The sequence below is a fragment of the Pseudoxanthomonas japonensis genome, from assembly GCF_010093445.1.
Classification (GTDB): Bacteria; Pseudomonadota; Gammaproteobacteria; order Xanthomonadales; family Xanthomonadaceae; genus Pseudoxanthomonas_A; species Pseudoxanthomonas_A japonensis.
Genome location: NZ_PDWW01000033.1, coordinates 17047 through 41559, shown reverse-complemented (window position 1 = coordinate 41559; position 24513 = coordinate 17047). Strand labels below are relative to the sequence as shown.

General features: G+C 66.4%; 20 protein-coding genes. 11 read left to right on the top strand and 9 right to left on the bottom strand.

Features of this window, described 5'->3' with window-relative positions:
- Positions 1 to 118: 118 nt before the first annotated feature.
- Together CSC78_RS17265 and CSC78_RS17260 are read right to left on the bottom strand one after the other, a co-directional pair.
- Positions 119 to 2596 (bottom strand): acyl-CoA dehydrogenase, encoded by a 2478-nt coding sequence (locus CSC78_RS17265; protein ID WP_162339106.1) that lies wholly within the window; start codon positions 2594 to 2596, stop codon positions 119 to 121.
- A complete protein-coding gene (locus tag CSC78_RS17260; protein WP_162339105.1) occupies positions 2593 to 3555 on the bottom strand; it encodes an alpha/beta fold hydrolase in 963 nt (320 codons plus the stop codon). Before CSC78_RS17260 ends, CSC78_RS17265 begins: the two co-directional genes overlap by 4 nt.
- 145 nt (positions 3556 to 3700) lie before the next feature.
- Between CSC78_RS17260 and CSC78_RS17255 the strand changes: the two genes are divergently transcribed.
- Positions 3701 to 4300, top strand: a complete 600-nt coding sequence (locus tag CSC78_RS17255; protein WP_225589231.1) for a TetR/AcrR family transcriptional regulator — start codon at positions 3701 to 3703, stop codon at positions 4298 to 4300.
- A gap of 75 nt (positions 4301 to 4375) precedes the next feature.
- Here CSC78_RS17255 and CSC78_RS17250 read toward each other — a convergent pair whose 3' ends face one another.
- Both CSC78_RS17250 and CSC78_RS17245 read right to left on the bottom strand, forming a co-directional pair.
- Positions 4376 to 5191, bottom strand: coding sequence for a DUF2145 domain-containing protein (locus tag CSC78_RS17250; protein WP_162339103.1), 816 nt, complete (start codon positions 5189 to 5191; stop codon positions 4376 to 4378).
- 5 nt (positions 5192 to 5196) lie between these two features.
- The gene (locus CSC78_RS17245; protein ID WP_162339102.1) at positions 5197 to 5643 is read right to left on the bottom strand and encodes a hypothetical protein; all 447 of its coding nucleotides are present in this window, start codon (positions 5641 to 5643) and stop codon (positions 5197 to 5199) included.
- Between the two features lie 109 nt (positions 5644 to 5752).
- Here CSC78_RS17245 and CSC78_RS17240 point away from each other — a divergent pair, with 109 nt between their 5' ends.
- The 7 genes from CSC78_RS17240 (at position 5753) to CSC78_RS17210 (ending at position 15146) form a co-directional block, all read left to right on the top strand.
- Entirely contained in the window at positions 5753 to 6496 is a 744-nt protein-coding gene (locus CSC78_RS17240) for a helix-turn-helix domain-containing protein (RefSeq protein WP_162339101.1), read from the top strand.
- Positions 6497 to 7117: 621 nt separating this feature from the next.
- Positions 7118 to 8923: a phosphoenolpyruvate carboxykinase (GTP) gene (locus CSC78_RS17235; RefSeq protein WP_162339100.1), complete on the top strand. Its 1806-nt coding sequence runs from the start codon at positions 7118 to 7120 to the stop codon at positions 8921 to 8923.
- Between the two features lie 222 nt (positions 8924 to 9145).
- The gene (locus CSC78_RS17230) at positions 9146 to 9736 is read left to right on the top strand and encodes an RNA polymerase sigma factor (protein ID WP_162339099.1); all 591 of its coding nucleotides are present in this window, start codon (positions 9146 to 9148) and stop codon (positions 9734 to 9736) included.
- A complete protein-coding gene (locus CSC78_RS17225) occupies positions 9733 to 10221 on the top strand; it encodes a hypothetical protein (RefSeq protein WP_162339098.1) in 489 nt (162 codons plus the stop codon). Before CSC78_RS17230 ends, CSC78_RS17225 begins: the two co-directional genes overlap by 4 nt.
- A gap of 10 nt (positions 10222 to 10231) precedes the next feature.
- Positions 10232 to 11128 (top strand): DUF4097 family beta strand repeat-containing protein, encoded by an 897-nt coding sequence (locus tag CSC78_RS17220; RefSeq protein ID WP_162339097.1) that lies wholly within the window; start codon positions 10232 to 10234, stop codon positions 11126 to 11128.
- A gap of 327 nt (positions 11129 to 11455) precedes the next feature.
- A complete protein-coding gene (locus CSC78_RS17215) occupies positions 11456 to 14035 on the top strand; it encodes a TonB-dependent receptor plug domain-containing protein (RefSeq protein WP_162339096.1) in 2580 nt (859 codons plus the stop codon).
- Positions 14036 to 14180: 145 nt separating this feature from the next.
- Positions 14181 to 15146, top strand: a complete 966-nt coding sequence (locus CSC78_RS17210) for a class I SAM-dependent methyltransferase (RefSeq protein WP_162339095.1) — start codon at positions 14181 to 14183, stop codon at positions 15144 to 15146.
- Here the strand turns inward: CSC78_RS17210 and CSC78_RS17205 are convergent.
- From CSC78_RS17205 to CSC78_RS17190, 4 genes are all read right to left on the bottom strand, one after another.
- Positions 15092 to 16936: a tetratricopeptide repeat-containing sulfotransferase family protein gene (locus CSC78_RS17205; protein WP_162339094.1), complete on the bottom strand. Its 1845-nt coding sequence runs from the start codon at positions 16934 to 16936 to the stop codon at positions 15092 to 15094. The genes CSC78_RS17210 and CSC78_RS17205 overlap by 55 nt on opposite strands.
- A gap of 95 nt (positions 16937 to 17031) precedes the next feature.
- Complete coding sequence (locus CSC78_RS17200; RefSeq protein WP_202924214.1) at positions 17032 to 17865, bottom strand: XOO1806 family protein; 834 nt, start codon at positions 17863 to 17865, stop codon at positions 17032 to 17034.
- Positions 17866 to 18013: 148 nt separating this feature from the next.
- Positions 18014 to 18901, bottom strand: coding sequence for an Hsp33 family molecular chaperone HslO (hslO, locus tag CSC78_RS17195; RefSeq protein WP_162339108.1), 888 nt, complete (start codon positions 18899 to 18901; stop codon positions 18014 to 18016).
- Positions 18895 to 20202 carry an aspartyl/asparaginyl beta-hydroxylase domain-containing protein gene (locus tag CSC78_RS17190; protein ID WP_162339093.1) on the bottom strand — a complete coding sequence of 436 codons (1308 nt, stop codon included), beginning with the start codon at positions 20200 to 20202 and terminating at the stop codon, positions 18895 to 18897. Before CSC78_RS17190 ends, hslO begins: the two co-directional genes overlap by 7 nt.
- A gap of 66 nt (positions 20203 to 20268) precedes the next feature.
- Between CSC78_RS17190 and mtgA the strand changes: the two genes are divergently transcribed.
- The 3 genes from mtgA to CSC78_RS17175 are packed head-to-tail and all read left to right on the top strand — an operon-like array spanning position 20269 to position 22476.
- Positions 20269 to 21051: a monofunctional biosynthetic peptidoglycan transglycosylase gene (gene mtgA / locus CSC78_RS17185; RefSeq protein WP_162339092.1), complete on the top strand. Its 783-nt coding sequence runs from the start codon at positions 20269 to 20271 to the stop codon at positions 21049 to 21051.
- Positions 21048 to 22088 (top strand): glycosyltransferase family 2 protein, encoded by a 1041-nt coding sequence (locus CSC78_RS17180; protein ID WP_162339091.1) that lies wholly within the window; start codon positions 21048 to 21050, stop codon positions 22086 to 22088. Before mtgA ends, CSC78_RS17180 begins: the two co-directional genes overlap by 4 nt.
- Positions 22048 to 22476, top strand: a complete 429-nt coding sequence (locus CSC78_RS17175) for a CBS domain-containing protein (RefSeq protein WP_162339090.1) — start codon at positions 22048 to 22050, stop codon at positions 22474 to 22476. The genes CSC78_RS17180 and CSC78_RS17175 overlap by 41 nt, the downstream gene beginning before the upstream one ends.
- Positions 22477 to 22482: 6 nt before the next feature.
- Here CSC78_RS17175 and CSC78_RS17170 read toward each other — a convergent pair whose 3' ends face one another.
- A complete protein-coding gene (locus CSC78_RS17170; protein WP_162339089.1) occupies positions 22483 to 24432 on the bottom strand; it encodes an AsmA family protein in 1950 nt (649 codons plus the stop codon).
- Between the last annotated feature and the right edge of the window lie 81 nt (positions 24433 to 24513).

Sequence of the window (24513 nt, the reverse complement as noted above, 5' to 3'; positions counted from 1 at the left end):
TTGGATTACTGCGCGCCGCGGCAGTTTCTGGATGGTATTGCGACACTCATGGATCGGCGGCTTCGGCCGCCCCCACCCCAGCCCTCCCCGCAGGCGGGGGAGGGGGCGAATCGCGTCCTCAGGCCGCTTCGCGCGGATGGCGCTTGTGCTGCGGCAGGGCGTAGAAGCTGGCGGCGCGCAGTTCGTGGGTGTCGAAATCGTCCACGGTGATCGTGTCCAGCGTGATCGCGCGCAGGTCTTCCAGCTGCTTGCGCTCGTCGGCGGTGATCCAGCCTTCGCGCACGCCTTCGTCAAGCTGCGCGCTGTAGTCCAGCGCCTCGATGTCCTTGGTCTTCAGCGCCTTCAGGAATTTCCGCTCGACCGGCTCGGCCGCCACGGCCGCGGCCAGGTAGCTGTCGATGCGGCCGCCGGGGTTGTTCTCGCATGGAGTCAGGAACACGCCCTGACCCAGGCGATCGCGCGCCTCGTTCGGCGCCATCAGCAGCATGGCGACACGGTGGCTCAGGCGATCGCCCGGGGCCACGGCGCGGCGGCCGAACGGGAACACCACCGGCCACAGCAGCCAGCCCAGCGGCTTGATCGGGAAGTTGCGCAGCGCCTGCGACAGCGCCAGTTCGATCTCGTACGCGCTGTTGTGGAAGGCCCAGGCCAGCAGCGGCTTGTCGGCTTCCGGCGTGCCCTCGTCATGGTGGCGCTTCAGCACCGCGCTCATCATGTACAGGTGGCTCAGCACGTCGCCCAGGCGGCCCGACAGCGATTCCTTGAACTTCAGCTTGCCGCCGAGCGCGCCCAGCGAGATGTCGGTCAGCAGCGCCAGGTTGGCCGCGTAGCGGTCGAGCTTGCGGAAGAACTTCTTCGTGTACGCATCGCCCGGCGCCGCACCGATCTTCGAACCGGTGATGCCGAACCAGAACGAGCGCACCGCGTTGGAGATCGCGCCGCCGATGTGCGGATACAGCACCGCGTCCAACTGGTGGATGCCGGCCCTGGTGTCCGGATCCTGCGCCGCGCGCATCTCCTTGATGATGTACGGATGGCACAGGATCGAGCCCTGGCCGAAGATCAGCAGGCTGCGCGTCATGATGTTCGCGCCTTCCACCGTGATGGCGATCGGCGAGGCCTGCCACGCGCGGCCGGCGAAGTTGCGCGGGCCCAGGATGATGCCCTTGCCGCCGACGATGTCCATCACGTCCTTGGCGACGTCGCGGCCCATGTTGGTGCAGTGGTACTTGGCGATGGCCGACGGCACCGACGGCACGTCGCCGCGATCGACTGCAGCAGCCGTCGCCTGCGACAGCGCGCTGATCGCATAGGCCTTGCCGCCGATGCGCGCCAGCGCTTCTTCCACACCCTCGAAGCGGCCGACCGACAGGCCGAACTGCTTGCGGATGCGCGCATACGCACCGGTGACGCGTGCGCCGGCCTTGGCGCCGCCGCTGGCGGTCGAAGGCAGGGTGATGGAGCGGCCCACGGCGAGGCATTCGTTGAGCATGTTCCAGCCCTTGCCGGCCATCTCCACGCCACCGATCAGCTGGCTGAGCGGAATGAACACGTCCTTGCCGTGGATCGGGCCGTTCTGGAACGGCGAGTTGAGCGGGAAGTGGCGGCGACCGACGTCGACGCCTTCGGTATCGCGCGGCAGCAGCGCCAGGGTGATGCCGATGTCGCGCGTGTCGCCGATCAGGCCGTCCGGGTCGTACATGCGGAACGCCAGGCCGATGATCGTGGCGACCGGCGCCAGCGTGATGTAGCGCTTGTCGAAGGTCAGGCGGATGCCGAGTACGTTGGCGCCGTTCCACTCGCCCTTGCAGACGATGCCGTAGTCGGGGATCGACGTCGCATCGGAGCCGGCGAACGGACCGGTCAGGCCGAAGCAGGGCACTTCCTGGCCGATCGCCAGGCGCGGCAGGTAGTAGTCCTTCTGTTCCTGCGTGCCGTAGTGGTTGAGCAGTTCACCCGGGCCCAGCGAGTTGGGCACGCCGACGGTGGAGCTGACCACGCTGCTGACCGAGGCGATCTTCTGGATCACCTTGTGGTGCGCCAGCGCGGAGAAGCCCAGGCCGCCGTACTGCTTCGGGATAATCATGCCGAAGAACTTGTTCTTCTTGATGAAGTCCCACAGCTCCGGCGGCAGGTCGGCGTGGATGTGGGTAATTTCCCAGTCGTTGGTCATCCGGCACAGCTCCTCTACCGGACCGTCGAGGAACGCCTGTTCTTCCGCGGTGAGCTGCGGCTTGGGATACGCCAGCAGCTTGTTCCAGTCCGGGTCGCCGGTGAACAGGTCGCCTTCGAACCCGACCGAGCCGGTCTCCAGCGCGATGCGCTCGGTCTGCGACAGCGGCGGCAGCGCGCGGCGCAGGAAGCCCAGCGCCGGCGCGGTGATCAGCGGCTTGCGGATCGCCGGGATCAGCAGCGGCACGGCGACCGCCACCACGACCAGCGCGGCGACGACGGTGGCGGTGGGATTGGCGCCCAGCAGCCAGCACGCGACCAGCAGGCTGGCGGTGATCGCCGCCCAGTAGGCGAGCCGGATCCGGTGGTAGGCGGCGAACGCGCCCGCCAGCAGGAAGGCGAGGAAGGGGATGACGATGCTCATGGCGTTGTTGCTCCGGACACGGATTCGGTTACATCGGATTCGGCACTACCCGGCGCAGCCGACAGGCTTGCCAGGTATTCCAGCACGGTGGCGGTAAAGGCGTCGTTGTCGTCGCCGGCCACCATGTGCGTGGCCTGCGGCAGGTGCACGTGGCGCGCATGCGGCACCAGCAGTTTGAATTCTTCGACGGTCTTCTCGGAGACCAGGTCGCTGCGGCCACCACTGATCAGCAGCACCGGGCACTGCACCTGGCGCGCGGCCTCGGCGATGGCGTCCTGATGCTGGGCGCTGTCGCGCGCCAGTTCGTCCACCAGGCGCGGATCCCAGTGCCAGCGCCAGCGCCCGTCGGTACCTTCGCGAAGCAGCTCGCGCAGGTCGTCGGCGGATTTGCGCGTGCGGCGCTGCGGCTGGTAGGCGGCGATGGTGTCGGCGGCGTGGTCGAGCGAGTCGAAGCCGTCCGGGAACGCGGTCATGAAGGCGAGGATGCGCTGCAGGCCAGCGGGCTCCCAGCGCGGGGTGATGTCGACCAGCACCATCGCGCGGAACAGGCCGGGCCAGCGCGATTCGGCGATCAGGCCGAACAGCCCGCCCATCGATGCGCCGACCAGCACGGGCGGCTCGGCCTGCTCGCCGGCCACGACAATCAGGTCGTCGGCGAACTGGTCGCCGGTGTAAGGCAGGTCTGGTGGGTTGCGATCCGACACGCCATGGCCGCGTGCGTCGTAGGCAAGGCCACTGTAGCCCTGGGCGGCCATCTGTTCACCGGTGCGGTTCCACGCGCCGCCGGTCTGGCCGAAGCCATGCGCATAGACAAGCGCGGGGTGTCCCTGCAACGTGCGCGGCGAGGGGAAGCGGCGGATCGCCAGCGCAACATCCCCCTGTCCCTTCAGCGCGCGCTCCGATCCCGCGTCGACGACGCTGGAAGGGGTTGTGAAAGCAGAAGAGGCGGGTGTCACCATACGGGCTAGTATGGGTTGTCGCATTTAGAGCAGTCAATCGGTTTGCCATTCGTGTTTCACATGCAACCGATTGATTTGTCTTTATTTGTTGTGCGATGCAGCATACATACCGCTACACACCTCGGCGTATGGTTAAATGCGGACCATGAGCACACCCAGCCCGGAAACACCCGCCAGCACGCCTACCCGCAACGCCCGCCTGAGCGCGGACGACTGGGCCCAGGCGGCCCTCGACCTGATCGCCGAGCAGGGGGTGTCGGCGGTGGCGGTGGAACCGCTGGCGCGCAGGTTGGGCGTCACCAAGGGCAGCTTCTACTGGCATTTCCCGTCCCGCGACGCCCTGCTGCAAGCGGCGCTGGAGCGCTGGGAGGTCGGGGAGCAGGAGAACATCTTCGGCAGCCTGGAGAAGGTCGCCGATCCTCGCGAACGCCTGCGTGCGCTGTTCCAACTAGTCGGCCACGAAGTCAAACCGCACATCATCTACAGCGAGCTGCTGAAGGCGCTGGATCATCCCGCTGTGCAGCCGGTGATCGACCGCATCTCCCAGCGCCGCCTCGATTACCTGGTGGCGATGTTCCGCCAGGCGGGCCTGCAGCGCACCGACGCCACACACCGTGCGCGCCTGGCCTATGCGGCCTACGTGGGCTTCCTGCAGCTGTCGCTGCAGTTGCAGCAGCCGCGCATGACCTCGGAAGAATTCGAGACCTACCTCGAACACGTCATCTCGACGTTGATCCCGACCTGATCGCAGGGTGGGCCTTGGCCCACCGCGCGTGATCGCGTCGCCGATGGTGGGCCAAGGCCCACCCTACGATGAGACTCACGCCGGCCCCATCGTCCGCTGCCGCACACCGCTCCGCCACTCCCGCTGCTCGCGTACATGCCCGCTGCGCTCCAGCCACTGGAAGATCGAGCGGACGGTGACGACGGGATAGTCGCCGGACAGCCGCGTACCGACGGAGTGGTCGGTGAAATCGGTATTGGCGGAGAACAGGCCGCCCAGGACGCGCTTGGAATACGCGATATGCACCGTATCCGGCACGAAGCCGTCGCCGCGGGCGAAGGCGTACGCGCTGCGGCGGTCGTGGATGCCGCGGTCGGCCAGTGCGGCGGCCATCACCTCGACGATCCACGCAGTGGAGTTCTGGTAGTCCTCGCTGCCGGGCCGTGCGATCAGGTTGTAGCGCGGGTGGTGCAGGCTGTGGCGCGGCATCTGCTGCAGACGCGCGGCCAGGCGGTCGGCGACGTCCGGTTCGAACCACACGATGCGTAGATTCTGGTTCACCAGGTCGTCGGCGAAGAAGTTCACCAGCCCCTGCGCATACAGCCCGGAGCGGTCGCCGCCGCATTCGTTGAGCAGGTGCACCACGGTCCAGCGTCCGTGCGCATGGTCGCGCACCGCGAAGCCGGCATGGCTGTAGACCAGTCCCTGTTTCGACAGGTCGGTGCCGACGCGCGCGAGCAGCGCGACCGGCGCGTCCACTTCGTCCAGCTGCTGCGCGGCCAGCAAGGCGGTGCGCGCGGCCTCCGCTACCTTGTACGGCGGCATCTCCATCTGCTTGCAGGCATCGCCCGCGCGTGCCGTCCCTGGCAGCGCGAGGGCGATGACGAGACACAGCACCGCGAGCGCGCGCATCACGCTCAGCCGCCGTAGCGATGGCTGTGGATATGCGGGCGCGCGGCGTCGTTGGCGATGAAGCACAACGCCTCGCCGGCCGCGCTGAGGATCCAGCCGGTCGACACCACCGCGACGCTGATCGCCGTGCCCACCGCGATGCCGAGACGCTTGATCGCCTCCGCGCTCAGGTAGACCACGAACGAGGCGCCCGCGACCACGCCGGTCGCGGCGACTGACACCGTCACCGCCACGCTGCCGGCCACCACCGCCACGCCGGTGACCACCGCCGAGGCGCCGTGGCCCAGCGCGTGGATCACCGCGACGGGCACTTCGATGGAGGCTTCCAGGCTGGCCTGCGACAGCCGGCTGGCGCCGTCGGACTGGGGTGCGGCCTGGATCGGGAGGGCCAGGCCGCCTGACAGGGCGGCGGTCAGGGCGAGGGTCAGCGAACGGGTGATCATGCGGGTCATGGCAGGGGTCTCCGGCGTCGCCGCACCTTGGGCGTGGCCCTCGGCGCTGTTCAACCCGCATCGACGAGGTAAGCTCCGGCGCATCAACCGGTATAGGAATCCGCTACCGATGGCCGTCTCGGTCGACCTGATCGATGCATTGAAGCGCTGCCTGCGCGCGCAGAACCTGACCTACCGCGAACTCGCCGCGCGCATCCGCATGAGCGAAGCGGCGGTGAAGCGCATGTTCTCGCGGCGCGCGATGAGCCTGCAGCGCCTGGAACAGATCTGCGAGGTACTCGATGTGGGCTTGGCCGAACTCAGCGCGGAAGCCTCGCGCGGGCGCAAGGCGATGGCGCTGCTGAGCGAGGCGCAAGAGCAGGCGCTGGTCGACGAACCCACGCTGCTGCTGGCGCTGTTCCTGACCCTCAACCGCTGGCGGCAGGACGATGTGATGGGGCATTTCGGCTTCACCCCGGCGCAATGGACCGGCCTGCTGGTGAAGCTGGATCGTCTCGGCATCATCGAACTGATGCCCGGCAACCGCGGCCGTGCGCTGACCGCGCGCAACTTCCGCTGGCGCGCGGACGGCCCGATGGAACGCTACTTCCGCCACACCTTGCTGACGGACTACTTCGCCGATCCGTTCGATGGCGAACAGGATGCACTGCTGCTGCTCAGCGGCAGCCTCAGCGTCGACGGCATCAAGCAGCTGCGGCAACGGCTGGAGGAAGTGGCGCGCGAGTTCGATGCGCTGCTGGCCCGCGACGCCACGCTGCCGGCGGAAGATCGCGTGGGCGTCAGCCTGGTGCTGGCGCAGAAGCCGTGGCTGCTGCAGCTGTTCAATCCCTACCGGCGCTCGCGCGGGGCATAGGCGCCGTGGCACGGATCGAGCCCGGAGCCCCATCGATCGGGCTGGAAATCCCATCGATGGCCCTTCTTGCTCCATCGACGGTGCTCTGAGCTCCATCGATCGACCTCCCGGCCCCACCGGGATGGCACGTGGAGCCCGATCGATCAGGCTCCGGACACCATCGATGCGCCTTTTTGCTCCATCGATGGCGCTCGGAGCCCCATCGATCGCCTTCCGGGCCCCGTCGAGCCGGCATTCGGAGCTCCATGGAGGGGCCTTGGCGCCCGAGCGATGGCCTTCCAGGCCCGATCGATGTCCCTTTCTGCTCCATCGATGGCCTTCGGAACACCATCGATGGCATGGCATGCCCCGTCCATGACAGTCCGAGCCCCATCGATGGGGCTCCGAGCCCCGGCGTCCGGCCTCCAGGTCCCGTGGACGACCTCCGGATCCCCATCCGGAGGCGCCTCAGCGCCGGCGGCGGGCCGTCGAGCCTCGTGCGTCGAGCCTCTCGCTCTGCAGTTGGACGGAATCACCCGAATCCGCCGCCCTTGCCAAGCGGGCTGACCGCCTGTCGACGTTCTCCTCGTCTGAAGGACAAGACATTGGTATCATTTTGGTCTCACTTTTCGAGGGCGGGGCATGAACGCAGCGGTCGATGTTTTCAAACGCAACGATTTTCCGGGCAGTTCGCTGGACGCGTTGAATGCCTGGGTTGCGGAGGTCGCCGCGCTCACCCAGCCCGACCACATCCACTGGTGCGACGGCAGCGATGCCGAGAACGCGCTGCTGACCAGGCAGATGCTGGCCGACGGCACGCTGCTGCCGCTGAACCCCGAAACCCACCCGCACAGCTGGCTGCACCGCTCCAGCCCGAGCGACGTGGCGCGCGTGGAGCACCTGACCTTCGTCTGCACGCCGCAGCAGGAAGACGCCGGCCCCAACAACCACTGGATGGCCCCGGCCGAGGCGCACGCGAAGATGGACGCGCTGTTCGCCGGCTGCATGCGCGGCCGCACCCTGTACGTCATTCCCTACTGCATGGGCCCGATCGATTCGCCGCTGTCGCGCTGCGGCGTGGAGATCACCGATTCGCCGTACGTGGTGGCGAACATGCGCATCATGACCCGCATGGGCGCGCCGGCCCTCGCACGCATCGAGCGCGAAGGAACGTTCGTACGCGGCCTGCACTCCACCGGCGAACTGGACCCGGACCGCCGCTTCATCATGCATTTCCCCGACGAGCTGACCATCAAGAGCTTCGGCTCCGGCTACGGCGGCAATGCGCTGCTGGGCAAGAAGTGCCATGCGCTGCGCATCGCGTCGCACCAGGCCCGCAGCGAGGGCTGGCTGGCCGAGCACATGCTGATCGTCGGCATCGAGAACCCGCAGGGCGAGACGCACTACATCGCCGCCGCGTTCCCGTCCGCCTGCGGCAAGACCAACCTGGCCATGCTGATTCCACCGGAAGGCTATCGCCAGGCCGGCTGGAAGGTGTGGACCGTCGGCGACGACATCTGCTGGATGCGCCCCGGCGCCGACGGCCGCCTGTACGCGATCAATCCGGAGGCCGGTTTCTTCGGCGTGGCGCCGGGCACCTCCGACAGTTCCAACCCCAACGCGCTGGCCACCATCAGCCACCACACCATCTTCACCAATGTCGCCGTCACCGACGAGCAGGAACCGTGGTGGCAAGGTCTGGACACGCGCACGCCGTCGCTGGACTGGCAGGGCCGTCCGTACGACGCCGCCAACGGCCCGGCCGCGCACCCCAACTCGCGCTTCACCGTGTCGGCCAGGCAGTGCCCCAGCTACTCCGCCAAGGCGGAAGACCCGCAGGGCGTGCCGATCAGCGCCATCGTGTTCGGCGGCCGTCGCGCCTCGCTGGTGCCGCTGGTGTTCGAAGCGCGCGACTGGACGCACGGCGTGCTGGTGGGCGCGGCGATGGGCTCGGAAACCACCGCCGCCGCCACCGGCGCGGTCGGCGTGATGCGCCGCGATCCGATGGCGATGAAGCCCTTCTGTGGCTACAACTTCGCCGACTACTTCGCGCACTGGCTGTCGTTCGGCGATGCCGATGCGAAGCTGCCGAAGACGGCTCTTCCCAAGATTTTTCACGTGAACTGGTTCCGCAAGGGCGGCGACGGCAAATTCCTGTGGCCCGGCTTCGGCGAAAACCTGCGCGTCCTGGAATGGATGATCCGGCGCGTCGAAGGCAAGGCCGATGCGGTGGAGACGCCGATCGGTCATCTGCCGCGCGCCGAGGATCTCAACCTGGACGGCGTGGCGCTGAGCGACGAAGCGCACGAGCTGCTGTTCGGCTTCGACCGCGCCGGCTGGCAGGCCGAGTTCGCCAGCATCGGCGAGTACCTGCAGGAATTCGGCACCCGCACCCCGCAGGCGCTGAAGGACGAACAGCAACGCATCGCCGCCCGCCTGGCGCACTGATTCCCCGCCTCGCGCATCCCTTTCCTGCGCAAGCCCCGCCGCGTCCACCCCGGATGCGGCGGGGCTTTTTCTTAGGCGGTGAGAGCGCTGCGAGCCCCTCTCCCTTCGGGAGAGGGGCTCTGTCCGTGCACAGCTCGCGTCCGCGCTGCGGAATGGATCCATACCCGGCAAAAAAGTCCGGCGCCTCTAAACCCCTGTGCCCCTCCCCGCATCCTAGTCAGTATGCTGAATGCCGTGATCGACCCGTTCGCCGACTGCCTCACGCCCGAGGACGCTGCCGCCCAAGACACTACCCTGGCACGCTCGGCGTCCACGGGGGACATGCGGGCCTTCGAGGCGCTGTACCGGCGCCATGCCGGCCGTATCCATGGCGTCATCCAGCGGCTGGTGGGTCAGCATGGTGTGCGGGCGGAGGACCTGACGCAGGAGGCGTTCGTGCGGGCCTGGCAGGCACTGCCGGCGTTCCGCTTCGAGAGCGCCTTCGGCACCTGGCTGCACCGGTTGGCGGTGAACACCGCGCTGATGGAACTGCGTAGCCGCCGTACAGGCCCGCGCTTCGACGATGACGAGGACGCGCTGGACGGGTTGGGCCTGGCCGACAGTGCGGGGCAGGGCACGGCCCTGTCGATGGATCTGGAGCGCGCGGTCGCCACGTTGCCGCCCCGCGCCCGCGCCGTGCTGGTGCTGTACGACATCGAAGGATGGAAGCATGAAGAGATCGCCGCCGAGCTGGGCATGGCGGTCGGCAGTTCGAAGGCCCAGCTGCACCGCGCGCGGCACCTGCTGCGCGAGCGTCTAGGAGCACACGCATGACCTCCCACGATCCCACCCCGTTGTCCGACGACGCGCTGCGCTGGCAGTTGCGCGCCCTGCGCCAGGATGCGCCGCCTTCGCGCGACCTGTGGCCGGATATCGCCGCCGCGCTCGCCGCCGCGCCGCAGACGCCTGTCGCCGCGCCCGCGTCGCGTCGCCGCCGCGTCGCTCCGTTCGCGCTGGCGGCCTCGGTGCTGCTGGCGGTAACGATGACCTGGCAGCTGCAGCGCACCCCCGAGGGCGATGCCCTGATCCAGCGCGAAGCCGCGGCGATGACGCGCGATTACAGCGGCGCCCTCGCGCAGATGGATGCGCAGGCCAAGGCGTCGCCCGACTACGCGCCGGCGCTGCATGCGCTGGACCAGAGCGCGGCCGAGATCCGCCACGCCATCGCCACCGATCCCCAGGCGCGCTTCCTGCTGGAACAGCTGCGCCGCACCTACGCCCGACGCCTGGCTTTGACCCAGCGCGCGGTCATGACCTGAGGAGTTCCCCATGCGCACGTATTCCTTCTCCCTGCTGCTGGCCACCGCCCTGCTGGCGCCGTCCGCCCTGGCGCAGACCGCCATCAACGAGACCCGGCCGCTCGATGCGCGCGGTCGCGTCGACATCAGTAATGTCAAAGGCCGCATCGAAGTGCGCGGCTGGGACCGCAACGAAGTGCAGATCACGGGCACGCTCGGGCAGGGCGTGGAACGCCTGGAGATTGGAGGCTCCCGCGAACAGCTCGACATCGAGGTGCGCTATCCCAGGAGTGGCGGCTGGGGTGGCAGCAAGACCGGCCCCACCGAGCTGGTGGTGATGGTGCCGGTGCGCGCGGACCTGGACATCGAATCCGTCGCCGCCGACGTGCATGTCACCGGCGTGGCGTCCAGCGAACTGTCGATCAGCAGCGTCAGCGGCAGCGTCGTCGCGGCCGCCGCGCCGCGCAAGGCGGACGTGGAGACGGTAAGCGGCAACGCCAACCTGACCCTCAACAGCGAGGACGTGGATGTCAGCACGGTCAGCGGGTCGATCGTGCTGCGCGGGCGGTTGAATGGCGACATCGATGCGGAGACGGTCTCCGGTCGCATCGAGGTCAACGTCAATGGCGAACGCATCCGCGACCTCAGTGCCACCACCGTCAGCGGCCGCGCCGAAGTGAGCACCGCCCTGGCCCCCGCGGGGGAGATCCGCATGGAGTCCGTCAGCGGCAACCTGCTGCTGCGCCTGCCGAAGGACGTCTCCGCGCAGGTCAGCGGCGAGAGCTTCAGCGGCAGCCTCAAGGCCACCGGCGTGACCATCGAGAAGCGCCGCGGCCCCGGCGCCAGCTTCTCCACCACCTACGGTGGCGGCAGCGGCCGGGTCAATCTGGAGACGTTCTCGGGCAGTGCGGAAGTGCGGGTGGAGTAGCTTTGTCAGTCGGGCTTCCTCCTCGAAAGGACTGCACGGAACCGCCGGACTGCCCTGTTTCCTGAATAGGGCGCGGGCGTTCGCTGAAATGGCGCCCCCCGCAACGACGTGCCACCGATCAAACCGGCTTGGGATATTAAAGTTTCCTAAGCAACTGATTTTCTTGAGTGACACAGGTTTTTTCTGGGAAATCAGCGGGTTCTTCTCATTGCCGTAAAATTTACGTTATCCTCTGGTCACCAGTCGCAAGGCATTCATGCGTCTGAACCATTGGCCCGGGCCGCGAGGCTTTGGCTTTTCAGTGAACATTTGGAGAGAGAGCCTCTAATGACTACCCTCAAGAAGCTGCCCAACGCGATCAAGTTTGCGTTGTTCGCCAGCGCCGCGTCGCTGGCTACCGGCAATGCGTTCGCCCAGGAAGCTGCCAGCAGCGATTCGGAAGCCAAGACCCTTGATCGCATCGAGGTCACTGGCTCGCGCCTGAAGCGCGCTGACATCGAAGGCGCCGTACCGGTCATCGTGATCGACCGCGCCAGCATCGATGCGACCGGCGATGTGTCGGTCGCCGACGTTCTGCGTGACAGCACCTTTGCTTCGTTCGGTAACTTCAAGCCGCAGTCGGGCAGCTCGGCGCAATCGCTGGCGTCGGTCGACCTGCGTGGTCTGGGTTCGGGCCGTACGCTGGTGCTGATCGATGGCCGCCGTGCGCCGACCAACCCCATGTCGGCTTCGTCCGGCTCGGACCTCAACGCCATTCCGCTGGCAGCGGTTGAGCGCATCGAAATCCTGTCCGATGGCGCCTCGGCCGTGTACGGTTCCGACGCGATCGGCGGCGTGGTCAACGTCATCCTGCGCAAGGATTTCAACGGCGCCGAACTGCGTTACGGCGTCGGCCAGACCAAGGTCAAGGGCGGCGATCTGGAAGACGCGTCGGCGGTCTTCGGCATCTCCTCGGATCGTGGCCAGCTGATCGGTGGCGCCTCCAAGTCCAGCCGCGGCATGGTGTTCACGCGTGACCAGATCGGCGGCCAGGCCTTGGGTGTGTCGGTCTACGGCAACAACTTCTACAACCCGGAAACCGGTCTGGCGGAAGCCGTCCCGGGCTTCGATTGCACCGGCTCGTTCTGGTTGCAGTCCAACGGTCGTTGCTCGTTCGACTTCAACTCGGTGGCGGCCAACGAGGCCTCGGTGGACAACACTTCGGTGTTCGTGCGCGGCGATTACCAGATCAACGACAAGTGGAACGTCTACATGACGGCCACCACGACCAAGGTCGAGACCTTCGGTCGTTACGCTCCGGTCCCGGGTCTGGTGTGGGCTGAAGAAGGCAACGCACAGGACCTGTTCCCGGGCGATGGTCTGCCGACCTACTACTATCACCGCTTCGCTGCGGCCGGTAACCGCGACAACTACACCACGACGAACAACTCGGACTTCCTGGTGGGCTTCCAAGGCCAGCTGACCGACTCCATCTCGGTGGACTTCGGTGCGCGCCGTACCAACTACCAGTACGACGAGAACGGCTACGGCTACATCATCCAGAGCCTCGCCAACCAGGCGATCGACCGTGGCGACTACGTACTGACCGATCCCTTCGGTGCCAGCCAGGAGACCCTGAACAGCTTCACCGCGACGATCGGCCGCAATTCCTTCTTCAAGACCAAGGAGTTCTACGGCAACGTCTCGTTCGACCTGTTCGAAATGGGCGGTGGCATCTCCAATGCGGTGGTCGGTGCCGAGTACCGTGAAGACCAGTTCGCCGACGTCTACGACTCGCTGTCGCAGGCGGGTGTGGTGCTGGGCTCGTCGGGTGGCGCTTCGGGCGGTACGCGTGACGTCTACTCGGCCTACTTCGAGTGGCTGCTGCCGTTCAGCAGCAATTTCGACATCACCCTGGCCGGCCGTTACGACAGCTACAGCGACTATGGCAACGACTTCTCGCCGAAGATCGCCGCCCGCTGGCAGCCGCTGGACAACCTGACCCTCCGTGCGTCCTACGGCCAAGGCTTCCGCGCCCCGGGTCTGGACATCCTGAACCAGGCTGATTCGTTCTCCGCCGAGCCGGTGGTGGACCGCCAGACCTGCTTGGCCGCCGGTCTGAACGAGTTCTGCCTGAACACGGCTGGTCGTCAGGTTCAGCAGCAGGTCGATACCTACTTCATCGCAAACCCGAACTTGGAGTCGGAGCAGTCGACCCAGTGGTCCGCCGGTATCGTGTACGACCCGGTCGACTGGCTGGACCTGAGCCTGGATTACTACAACATCGAGATTGAAAACAGCATCACGGTGCTGGGCGCCCAGGCGATCATCAACCGGGAGCTGGCACCTGAGACCTACGGTCCGGTGCCGGATGGCCTGGGTGTAGTGCGTAACGCGGCCAATGGTCGCGTGATCGAAGTGACCGCTGGCTACCGCAACATTGGCACCCTGGAAACGGATGGCTTGGATTTCCGTGCCAACACCGATTTCGATCTGGGTAACGCCGGTCGCCTGCGCAACAAGCTGACCGTGTCGTACATCAACAAGTATGATGTGATCAACGGCAACTACACCACGGAGTACGCCGGTGAGCAGGGTTACCCAGACCTCCGTGCCAACCTGAGCAACGAGTGGACGTTCGGTGACTTCGGCGTCAACTGGGGCATCAACTACATCGGTGACCAGAGCACGGCGGCCACGGTGGTGGGCGGTGTGACCATCGCGCCTGCCCTGCAGGTAGGCGGTTACGCGACCAACGACCTCCAGTTCACCTGGAACGCTCCGTGGAACGCGAAGATCGCTGTTGGCGCGACCAACATTGGGGATCGTTATCCGGAACTGGTGCCGTTTGACGGCCGTCCGTGGAACTTCTACCTGTATGACGCCTACGGTCGTACCGTGTACTTCCGTTACACGCAGACGTTCTGATAGTCGTTTGAGGTAGTGTTGAAGAAGGCCCCGGAAACGGGGCCTTCTTTTTTTGTGCGAATGACCGTATGCCTCGCCGGACCCGCTGTCATCACCATCGCTGCCGGGTGCATGCGGGCGTTGGGGGTGCGAAGATGGCGGCACCATGGAATCCAACGACAGCAACGCCCGGCGAGCCGCCTGGGGAGCCTACTGGGCGAGCGGCCGGCTGCACTCATGCGTAAACAGCTCGGGCAGCAACTACCGCGGCGCCATCGGTGACTTCTGGAGGCAGTGGCTGCTGTCCCTGGAGCCGGGCGCACGCGTACTGGATCTCGCGACGGGCAATGGTCCTCTGCCACGCTTGCTGGCTGAACTTCGTCAGGACGCTGTCGAGATCGACGCCGTGGATTTCGCGAGCATCGCACCTGGATGGCACGATACCCAGAAGCAGCCGTCGATCCGGTTCCATACGGGCGCGCGCATGGAGGCACTGCCGTTCCCGGATGCCGTGTTCGATGCTGTCATCAGCCAGTACGGCTTCGAGTACGCGATCAGGCCCGAGGCGCTCGCTGAATGCGTGCGCGTTGCCAAGTCTGGCTCACGTATCGCGCTTGTCATGCACCATGCCGGCTCAGCATTGATCGACGTCGGTCGCGAAGAGCTTCATCATCACGCGCAGTTGGTCGCGCAAGATGGCCTATTGACTGCGGCGACGGAGGTGATCCCCTGGATGGCGAAGATCAGGAGCGGAATGGCTCCTGATGGACGCGCGGACCAGGCTCGCGGGCTTTACAACGTTGCGATGTCGAGGCTGGCGGATGCGGTGTCTCGCTCGACCGCACCGGATCTGTTGCTTGAGGCCCGAAGTACCGTGCATGGACTCATCAGCAGGTTACAGCGGGATGAGGAGGCCATCCTGATGCAGTTGCGGTCTTACGCCGACGCGCTGGAGGCTGCAAGGCTGAGGACATCGGAAATGGTGGCGTGTGCTCTCACGAAGGACGATATCGAGGCGCTAGCGCACCAGCTGACAGAACTCAGGCCGGGGACGCGGGTCGAGTATGACGAGCTGCGTCAGGAAGAAGGTTGCGTGGCATGGTTGCTGCTCGCGCGACTCCTTGGCGAATAGGGGTACGCATCGGGCGTCAACGCCTTCAGCAACGGCTCCAGATGCGTCTCGTAGTTGCGCCAGCGCTCGATGGAACGCGTGTAGATCGGTTGCTTCACCTGCCAACGGCTTGGCGTCTGCACGCCCTTGTCGTTGCGGTGAAACTCCAAGCAGGCGGGGTCCCAGGGAAGGCCTGCGAAATCGACCAACCTGCGCGCTTGCTCCTCGGGGTTGCGCGCCAGATCCTCGTAAACCAGCTCAAGGATCGGCAGTTTAAGGGCGGACTGCCAATGCCGCATCAGGCGTGTCTGCAGGCTGATGTAGTGGCCGATATCTCCCAGGGCATTCGCCAGGCGCTCTTCGAGCGCGAAGTTCTCCCCATACACCGACACCGCGATGTCGCGGGGATCGCGCCTGCACCAGACGACGCGTGCATGAGGGAACAGCAGCTCGATCAGACCCAACTGGAGAAAATTGAGCGGCGCCTTGTCCACCAGCGTGGCAGCCGTTGGTGGAGCGCCTCGGGTTGCCGCCTGAAGATAGCGTTCGGCAGCAGCATGTAGTGCCGCATCGCCGATGTCGTCCAGACACTCTGGCCATGTTCGATCACGCCCTACTTCCAAGGGCAGATTGCGCACGATCAGCCAGATATCCGGGAGCTCGCCGCCGCCATGGCCGCAAGGGTGCGCAGCGAGAATCTGCTCCGTCAGCGTCGTGCCGCTGCGAGGCATACCGACGATGAACAGGAGCCGGGGATCAGGATGGCCTGCCCACTTTGTGCGTCGCGCTTCCAGTCGCTCGCGTGTCAGTATTTCGATGCTCTTGTTGATCTGGAGTGCAAAGTGGGGGATGTCCGCTGAGCCTGTCATGCGTCGACGCGCCGCATTGGCCTGATGCCAACTGTCCATAGCCTCATCGAAACGTTGCCGCGCATCGAAGACCTTGCCAAGTTCATATCCCAAAAGCGCCCGATCGGGATCGGGCAAGTGCTCATCTGCCATCAACGATTGCGATTGCACGATCAGCGCGTCGTCCACACTGCCGCGGTGGAGCCCCAGGAGACCGCTGAGCGGGAAGGCCCAATTCGGCCGCCTTGCGAGGGCAGCGTGATACGCCCGCCCGGCGGCTTCGCGATCTCCCATGTCTTCTGCTGTCTGGGCCATCGCAACCAGAAGGTCATCGGGCTCCCCGATGGTCGGCACTGCCATCTCGAGCAGTGTGAAAGCATCCTGGTGACGACCCAGCCGGTTATAGGTTTCTGCCAGGCGCAGTACGCGTCTCGGTTCGTTGGGCTTCGCTTGCCACAGCGAATGCAGCAGCGGCAGTGCTTCCGCCGGATATCCCGCATGGAACTCGGATTCGGCCAGCGTTTCCAGCACGCGCACATTCTCGGGCGCGAGTTCGCGGGCTCTACGCAGCGGCTTGAGCGCCTCCGCATGCCGCCCAAGCCGTTGCAGGGTAACCCCCAGCAGTCGCCACGCTTGTGGGTTGCCTGCCTGCAAGGGGACGCTCGCGTAGAAGTGCTCCAGGGCAAACGAATGTTGGCCTTCGTGCGCCAGCAGGCACGCATACTGGAAGCGCAGGTCGCCGTCCGAAGGTGTCAGGTGGACGGCCTGATGCATTGCGGAGAGCGCGAACGCCGAGTGCCCCATCCGCATGGCGGCTTGCGCGACATGCTGTTGGACACGCGCGTCCAGATGGCCTGCGTTGGCGGCTACTCGTAGCCATTCAATGGCGTCGCTGTACTCACGCGCACGCTCAAAGGCGGCAGCCTTGTCGAGCGCATCTGTAACGCTTTGGTGCGGATTCATGACATCACGTGCGACAACGTTAAAGTCGCATTATCGCCGCAGAGCGATTCGGAAGGCAGATAGGCGATTCTTCGCTTCCGGTGCCAATCTCTGAATCAGAGATCCTGCTCGTAACGTACGTAAGGCACGGTGCCTTCGTCGGCGTTCTCGTTGGTCAGCGAGAAGGGGTTCTTGCCGCGGGTGATGACGTTCTCGGCGCCAACGGTGAGCTGTCCGCTCCACGGCGTGCGCCAAGTCAGGCCAAGGCCCAGACCTTCGAATTTGCCGGGCTGGCCGGGGACGTCGATGACGCGTCCGATGATGTTGGCGCTGAAAGGACCATAGCCGCCACCGACGGACAGGCTGCGGCTGTTCCAGCGGTCGGCGAGGGCGGGCAGGTCCGAGGCGGGCACCAGGGTGGCCTTCGCCACCGCGCCGCCGATCGACACGAAGCCTTCGCGACCGATGTTCTTCTGGCCGAACACGGTCAGGTCATTCTGTTCGACGCGGCCGGTGCCACGGCCGGACGACAACCAGACTGGCAGCGTGTCGCGGCCGGTGCCTGCCGAGAGGCCGAGCTTGCCGCCGGGGCGGCTCAGGATCGCGGAAGCGCTGACGCGCTGGCTCGTCGTAGCGTCATCATCGTCGCCGAGCGTCGCCAGCATGCAGTGGCTTGCGAGATTGCCGATGTTGCCGACCACGCCGGCCTTGCGATTGCAGACCAGGCCCAGTTCATCGCCGCTCTCCAGTCCGAAGGCGGTCGTCAGCGAGTTGCGGCCCAGGCGCCAGCGGGCGCCGGCTTCGGCTTGGCCGGTGGGTTCGAGCAGTAGCACGGCCTCGACCTTGCCGTCGTTGTTCCAGATCGGCAGGGCGGTGGGGTGGGGATCCGAAGCGGGCTTGCGCGCGGCCTTCTGCGCATGCGCGTCCGTTGCCACGCCGGAGGCGAGCAACAGGGCTAGCGACAGTGAAAGGCTACGCAGATTCATGGCTGGCTTCAGACTCCTGGGTCTACCCGGAGTTCCCCTCCCGAAGGGGAACCGATGCTATGCCGTTTATGATTCTTTAACAAGTCCCCGTGGCGGCCATCCGACCGCCGGATCACTGCAGTCGGCTGGGCGCGTCTACCTCGACCCTGGGCTGGCTGAAAAGTTCCGCGATCTGGACGGGGGAGAACCGGTACTCCTGCCCACAGAACTCGCAACGCACTTCGGCCACCCCGTCGGCCAGCGCGGCCGTCGCCTCTTCCTCCCCCAACGACTGCAGCATGCTCTCGACCCGCTCGCGCGAACAAGAGCAGCCGAAGCGAATTGGGCGCTGGGTCAGGATTTGCAGGGATTCTTCGTGGAACAGGCGGTGCAGCAGGTCCGGGACGGGGGTGGCGAGCAGCTCCGCTTCTCCCAGCGTGTCGAACAGCGCGCCGGCGCGGTTCCAGCCGTCGTCGTCGCCCTCGTCGCCGGGCAGCTTCTGGAGCATGAGGCCGCAGGCCTGGTCGCCGTCCGCTGCCAGCAGCAGGCGCGTGGGCAGCTGCTCGGATTGGCGGAAGTAGTCTTCGAACGCCTCCGCCAGGCGGCTCGCCTCCAGGCCGACCAGACTCTGGTACCGCTGCGGCTCGCGTGGGTCCAGGCCGGGATTCTCGATGGTGATGGCCAGCAGGGCGTCGTTGCCAAGCTCCCGCAGGTCGCGGGGCGCATCCTGATGAGGGGCAACCTGCGCGATGCCGCGCACCGTGCCCGCCGCCGTGCATTCGGCGAACAGGCTGCGTAGGCTGCCCTGGCTGCGCAACTGGATGGACAGGCGGCCGTCGACCTTGGTGTGGCCGGTGAACAGCACCGCGGCCGCGCTGGCCTCGCCCAGCAGTTCGCGCGCGGACGCAGGGTAGTCGGCACGTCCGGCCACTGTCCGCCAGGTCTCGTCCAGCCGGACGGCGACGCCACGGACGCCGGCGGCGGGCAGCAGGAAGCGGGTCAGGGTGTCGCTGCTCACAATTCTCCCAGGTCGGCGTCTTCGCCGTAGTACGCCATGATTCCTTCCACGGTGTGGGCGACGAGGCGCTTTTCCAAGTCGGTGAGCATCGGGTGCCAGATGTCGAAGATCAGCACAACGCGCAGACGGTCGCTGAAATTCCACGCCTCGTGCTGGATGGTGTCGTCGAACATCACCAACTCGCCGGGTTTCCACACATGTGTTTCTCCGCCTACCCGCAGTGCGCAATCCGGCGGGATGATCAATGGCAAGTGCGCGGTCAGCCGCGTATTGGTCGCGCCATGATGTGGCGGGATATGGGTGCCGGGCTTCAGGGCAGAGAAGAAGGCGACAGGTGCCCGTGAGGGAATCGAGTTGAGTGGCGCGTGTGACAGTAGTGTCTGCTCGGTAAGCGGGCACCGGTCGGCCTGGTCATCGATCCGCTTGCCGTTACGCCAGAGGAAATACGCGCCCCAATCCAGCTTGCGGTCAAGCGCGGCAAACTGACCCTTCGGTTCGCCAGCGGGAGTCTGCACGTAGGGTTCGAAGGGGTGCTGCTGCGCCAGCAGTGCCTCCAGCTCGGACAGAATGCCGGAAAAGGCGGACTCCACGTCCGATACCCACGCGTAGTCCTCGCGATGGAAAAAAGGTATGGCGGGCAAGCGTGGGAAAGGGAGCATCAGTGGGCGGGCGGTGACGAAAGCGCGGCGGCCAGTGACGATATCGAGGCAATGATCGAATCGCTCCAGTTCGCGTCGCGAACCCCCTTCAAGCGCGCCGTGCATGTGGTCCAGCAGGAAGTCCCGCAACTGGGCCTGGTTTGCCGTGATGGATGCCTTTGCCTCGCTAATCAGGTCCTGCATGTGCGGCGCCTGCGCGAACGCCGACGGCATGTAGGCCATGGCGGACGACCAGGCCGTCGCGGCCTCCCGATCCCGTCCCAGCCGTTGCAACAACCTTGCTTTCTCCGCGTGCGCGCCCCACGCCGCGGGTTCGGCCTGGATGGCTTGCTTGATCGCTGCCAGCGCTTGGGGGAGGTCGCCGCGCGCCAAATGCACTCGGGACAGATTGGCGTGTGCCATGGCAGGCTGGTCAGAAACCGAAGCCGCGCGCTCCAGGAGGCGTTGCGCCTGACTCAGCTCGCCCCGGCCCAGGTAGTAGGTGCCGAGGCCGTTCAACGCCGGAGCCACGTCTGCCGACAATTCGAGCACCTTCCGCCAACAGTCCGCGGCACGATCAGGCTGGTTTTGCTTGGCCCATGCGTTGGCCTGCTCGAGCAGTTGCTTCAGGGCATCGTTCAGGGCCGAGGACTGCGTGGAGCTCATGATGGCGAGACAAGAATGGGGCGCTGGCCCCAGAATAACGAGAACTGAACACTTGGTGTCCGTAACTTGAATTACGACAGCCAACCTTCCGCGGCGCTCCCGCGACGGATTCGCCGCTGGTTCCGCTGGCTGCTGGCCCTGCCCTTCCTGTTCGCGGCTGCCAGCATCCTGCAGGTGGCGGTGCTGCGCTTCGTCGATCCGCCGTTCAGCGCATTCATGGTGGCGCGGATGTTCGAAGCCTGGGGACAGGGCGACTTCGGTTTCCGCATCGCCTACGACTGGCGTGACCTGGACCGCATGTCGCCGAGCCTGCCGCTGTCGATGGTCGCGGCGGAGGACCAGAACTTCGCGAGCCATCACGGGTTCGACCTGGATGCGATCGAGAAGGCGCGCGTGCACAACCGCAAGATGGTCGAGCGTGCCGAGAAGCGGGGCCGGCCGGTGACGCGCATCCGCGGCGCCAGCACCATCAGCCAGCAGGTCGCGAAGAACCTGTTTCTCTGGCAAGGCAGCAACCGCATCACGCGCTGGGCGCGCAAGGGACTCGAGGCCTGGTACACCGTGCTGATCGAGGCGCTGTGGCCGAAGACGCGCATCCTGGAGGTCTATGCGAACGTCGCCGAGTTCGGCGACGGCGTGTATGGCGGGCAAGCGGCGGCGCGACGCTACTGGGGGAAGGATGCCGCGGGCCTGACCGCCAACGAGAGCGCCCGCCTCGCGGCGGTTTTGCCGGCGCCGCGCCGCTACAGCGCGCATCGGCCGGGGCCTTATGTGCAGCGCCGCGCTGCGAATATCCAACGGCAGGTCCGGCAGATCGGTGGCGCCAGGTACCTCGAGGCACTGCAATGAGCAACGACGGACCCTGGCAGGTCACCGTGGTGGTGGCTGCCTACAACGAAGCGCAAGCGTTGCCGCTGCTGCACCCGCGCGTCATGGCGGCGCTGGATGCGCTGGAAGGCGTCCACGGACGCGTCCTGTATGTCGACGACGGCAGTCGCGATGCCACCTGGGCAGTGCTGCAGGCATTCGCCGCGACCGATCCCCGCGTGTCGGTGCTGCGGTTGTCGCGCAACTTCGGCAAGGAGGCCGCGTTGACGGCGGGCCTGGACCGCATCGACAGCGGCGCGGCCGTGATCCTGGACGCCGACGGCCAGGATCCGCCGGAGCTGATCGGTGACTTCGTGCGCGAATGGCAGGCCGGCTACGACAACGTGCATGGCACGCGCATCGAGCGCGACGGCGAAGGCTGGCTGAAGCGCGCCACCGCGCATGCGTTCTACCGCGTGATCGGCCGATTGTCGAAGACGCCGATCCCCGCCGACACCGGCGACTTCCGCCTGCTGTCGCCGCGCGCGCTGTCCGCGTTGCGCGAACTGCGCGAGCGCCACCGCTTCATGAAGGGCCTGTTCGGCTGGGTGGGCTTCAACCAGAAGTCGCTGCCCTACCATCGAGAGGCCCGCGTGGCGGGCAGCAGCAGTTTCGGGTTCTGGAAACTGTGGAACTTCGCGCTCGAGGGCATCACCAGTTTCACCACGGCGCCGTTGCGCGTGGCGACCTACCTGGGCGTGCTGACCGCGCTGCTGGCCTTCGCCTTTGCCCTCTACATCGTGGGCAAGGCGTTGATGTTCGGGGATCCCGTCGCGGGTTGGCCGACGATGATGACGGTGATCCTGTTCCTCGGCGGCGTGCAACTGGTGGCGCTGGGCCTGATCGGCGAGTACCTCGGTCGCCTGTACGAGGAATCCAAGCAGCGACCGCTCTATCTGGTGGATGCCTGGCAACCCGCGTTGGCAGGAGTATCCTTGGCCGGACCCGATCGACCCGCTCCCCATCCAGGAGATCGCCATGCGCACGGTTCGTCAGTTGCTGGGGGCCAAGACCCCTGAAGTCTTCGCGGTATCGCCCGATGCCTCCGTGCTCGACGCCATCCGGTTGATGGCCGAGAAAGGCGTCGGCGCGGTGCTCGCCATGCAGGGGCCGCGGCTGTGCGGCATCGTGTCCGAGCGCGACTATGCGCGCAAGGTCGTGCTGCAGGGCCGCTCGTCATCCAATACGCCGGTGCGCGACATCATGACGTCGAAGGTGGTGACGGTGCGGCCGGACGACAGCGTCGACCACTGCATGCAGGTCGTCACCGAGCACCGCATCCGTCACCTGCCGGTGGCAGACGGCGAGACCATCGTCGGCGTCATCTCCATCGGCGATCTGGTGAAGGCGGTCATCGAGGACCAGAAGGTCGAACTGGACCAGCTGCAGCGCTACATCGCCAGCTGAGCCGCCTCACTTCGCGTACTGCCCGCCGCAGGCGCTGTCCTCGCCGGGGCCGACCTCGATCGTGGCGAGCAGGGCCGCCGGTGGCGTGATGGTGCCCAGTGCCACGGCCACCGCGCCGCGCAGGCCCAGTCGCTTGAAGTCGGGACGGAACGAGGGGTCCTTGAACGTGCCGCCGACCACGAGCGGCGAGCGCAGCGCCAGGATACTGCGGTCCTTCGGGCGTGGTCGCATTTCCAAGTCCAGCGTCTCGTCCTTCAGGCTGATCTGACCCTTGCCGACGATGATCGTGTCGGCGCTGTCGAACGCGAGCGTGCGCGCCTGCATCACGCCGTCCTTCACCGCGAAGTCGCCGAAGGCGCAACGCACCGGCACCGTCTTGTCCTTGGTGATGAGGAACTTCAGCGCCTCGGCGATATCCAGGCCCGCGAGCTCCATCAGCAGGTTGCTGATCTGGCCGCGGCCCATGCCGACGGCGATGTCACCGTCCGCCGTGCCCAGGATGCCGGCGATCGAATTGCCGGTGCCTGCGATCGTCACGTCGCCGCCGATGCGGCCGACCGCGCTCCTGGTCAGTTCGGCCTGTGGAAACAGCTCGCCCAGGTCCAGTCCGCGCATGGCGATCTTCGCCTGCGTGCGGATGGTGTCGTTGCGCGCATCCATCCGGATCTGCGAACGGATGTCGCCCTGCGCGACACCGAAGTTCAGCGGCTCCAGTCGCAGCAGGCCGGCGTCTAGCAGCAGGTGTGCATCCATGTCGTCGATGGGCAGGCTGGGCGCATTGATGCGGTGCGCCTTCCAGCGCACGTCCGCGTCCATCGCGCGCAGCTTGGTCAGGTCGTAGGGCGTATCCGGCAGCAGGCGGGCGTCCGCCGCCAGCGCGACCGCCTTCGCGCGCTGTTCGGCATTGCTGGCTTCGTCGCCCTCCGTCTGTGGCGGTGCGCCGACGAAGCCGGCCAGGTCGTCGAAATCCAGGCGCTTCGAGACCAGATTGGCCTTCAGCAATGGACGCTCGCGACCGACGGTCACCGCGGCCGAGCCACTGAGATCGCTGTCGCCGACCACGCCGGTGAAGCCGTCGTAGCGCCACGTGTTGCCCTCGCGGGTGAAGCGGCCATCCAGACGATACGGCGGGGTGGGGGGTGTCGCGATGCCGATCAGCGGGAACAGGTCCTCCATGTCCTCGCCGGCCAGCATCAGCTGCAGATCGAAATCGCGCAGACGGAAGGGATCGAGCAGCGTGCCGCGCGCATGGGCACGGGTCGGGCCCGCAGTCGCCCGCAGGTCGATGCGGTAGGGCTTGTCGGTGTCGCGCAGCGCCAGTGGCGACGCCACCTGGCCGGCCAGCGTGAAGCGGCTGCCCGCCCAGTGGCCCTTGCCGTCGACGTTGACCGCCGAGGCCTCATCGGGGGCGGAGGTTTTGGCGCTGTCCAGCGTCACGTCGACATCGGTCTTCGCCTTCGGATCGAGGAACAGCAGGCGGCCCTGGTCGATCCGGAGGTCGCCGAATGTCATGCGGCTTTCGCCACTCGTGTCGCCGAACACCCAGTTGCCCGTGCCATCGGGTCCGCTCTCCAGGCGTAGCTGCGGGCGCGTCAGATGGATGCGGGGGATGCGCGTCTCGCGTTTGAAGACGAAGGGCAGCACTTCCATGCTCACCTCGGCGCGGTCGGCCGCCGCCATCGTCGGCACCTTGGACCACGCGGCATTGCCGAAGGTCAACGCGTCGCCGCGCACCGTCGTCACCCTGCCCAGGTCGACATCCAGATTGCCCGCAATATGGAAGCTGCGCCCGGTCTGCTTCTCGACGACCCATTCGATCGGCCGGCGCAGCCAGTTCCATTCGAACAGGATCGCCACCACCACGATCACGGCCGCCAGCACGCCCAGGATGATCGCACCGGCGCGCGACAGCGGGCGCAGGGCGAAGCGGCGACGTGGGGAAGGCGCTGCATTCATGGCCCCATGGTTGGGGACCGCGTGTTCACGTACCGCGAAACGCGCGCTCAGCGGTTCATGCGCGGGACACGAACGTGGACG

What these genes read in the sequence shown, in the direction of transcription:
- CSC78_RS17265 (WP_162339106.1), bottom strand. Translation starts at nt 2,596, where the DNA reads ATGAGCATCGTCATCCCCTTCCTCGCCTTCCTGCTGGCGGGCGCGTTC.
- CSC78_RS17260 (WP_162339105.1), bottom strand. Translation starts at nt 3,555, where the DNA reads ATGGTGACACCCGCCTCTTCTGCTTTCACAACCCCTTCCAGCGTCGTC.
- CSC78_RS17255 (WP_225589231.1), top strand. Translation starts at nt 3,701, where the DNA reads ATGAGCACACCCAGCCCGGAAACACCCGCCAGCACGCCTACCCGCAAC.
- CSC78_RS17250 (WP_162339103.1), bottom strand. Translation starts at nt 5,191, where the DNA reads ATGCGCGCGCTCGCGGTGCTGTGTCTCGTCATCGCCCTCGCGCTGCCA.
- CSC78_RS17245 (WP_162339102.1), bottom strand. Translation starts at nt 5,643, where the DNA reads ATGACCCGCATGATCACCCGTTCGCTGACCCTCGCCCTGACCGCCGCC.
- CSC78_RS17240 (WP_162339101.1), top strand. Translation starts at nt 5,753, where the DNA reads ATGGCCGTCTCGGTCGACCTGATCGATGCATTGAAGCGCTGCCTGCGC.
- CSC78_RS17235 (WP_162339100.1), top strand. Translation starts at nt 7,118, where the DNA reads ATGAACGCAGCGGTCGATGTTTTCAAACGCAACGATTTTCCGGGCAGT.
- CSC78_RS17230 (WP_162339099.1), top strand. Translation starts at nt 9,146, where the DNA reads ATGCTGAATGCCGTGATCGACCCGTTCGCCGACTGCCTCACGCCCGAG.
- CSC78_RS17225 (WP_162339098.1), top strand. Translation starts at nt 9,733, where the DNA reads ATGACCTCCCACGATCCCACCCCGTTGTCCGACGACGCGCTGCGCTGG.
- CSC78_RS17220 (WP_162339097.1), top strand. Translation starts at nt 10,232, where the DNA reads ATGCGCACGTATTCCTTCTCCCTGCTGCTGGCCACCGCCCTGCTGGCG.
- CSC78_RS17215 (WP_162339096.1), top strand. Translation starts at nt 11,456, where the DNA reads ATGACTACCCTCAAGAAGCTGCCCAACGCGATCAAGTTTGCGTTGTTC.
- CSC78_RS17210 (WP_162339095.1), top strand. Translation starts at nt 14,181, where the DNA reads ATGGAATCCAACGACAGCAACGCCCGGCGAGCCGCCTGGGGAGCCTAC.
- CSC78_RS17205 (WP_162339094.1), bottom strand. Translation starts at nt 16,936, where the DNA reads ATGAATCCGCACCAAAGCGTTACAGATGCGCTCGACAAGGCTGCCGCC.
- CSC78_RS17190 (WP_162339093.1), bottom strand. Translation starts at nt 20,202, where the DNA reads ATGAGCTCCACGCAGTCCTCGGCCCTGAACGATGCCCTGAAGCAACTG.
- CSC78_RS17180 (WP_162339091.1), top strand. Translation starts at nt 21,048, where the DNA reads ATGAGCAACGACGGACCCTGGCAGGTCACCGTGGTGGTGGCTGCCTAC.
- CSC78_RS17175 (WP_162339090.1), top strand. Translation starts at nt 22,048, where the DNA reads ATGCGCACGGTTCGTCAGTTGCTGGGGGCCAAGACCCCTGAAGTCTTC.
- CSC78_RS17170 (WP_162339089.1), bottom strand. Translation starts at nt 24,432, where the DNA reads ATGAATGCAGCGCCTTCCCCACGTCGCCGCTTCGCCCTGCGCCCGCTG.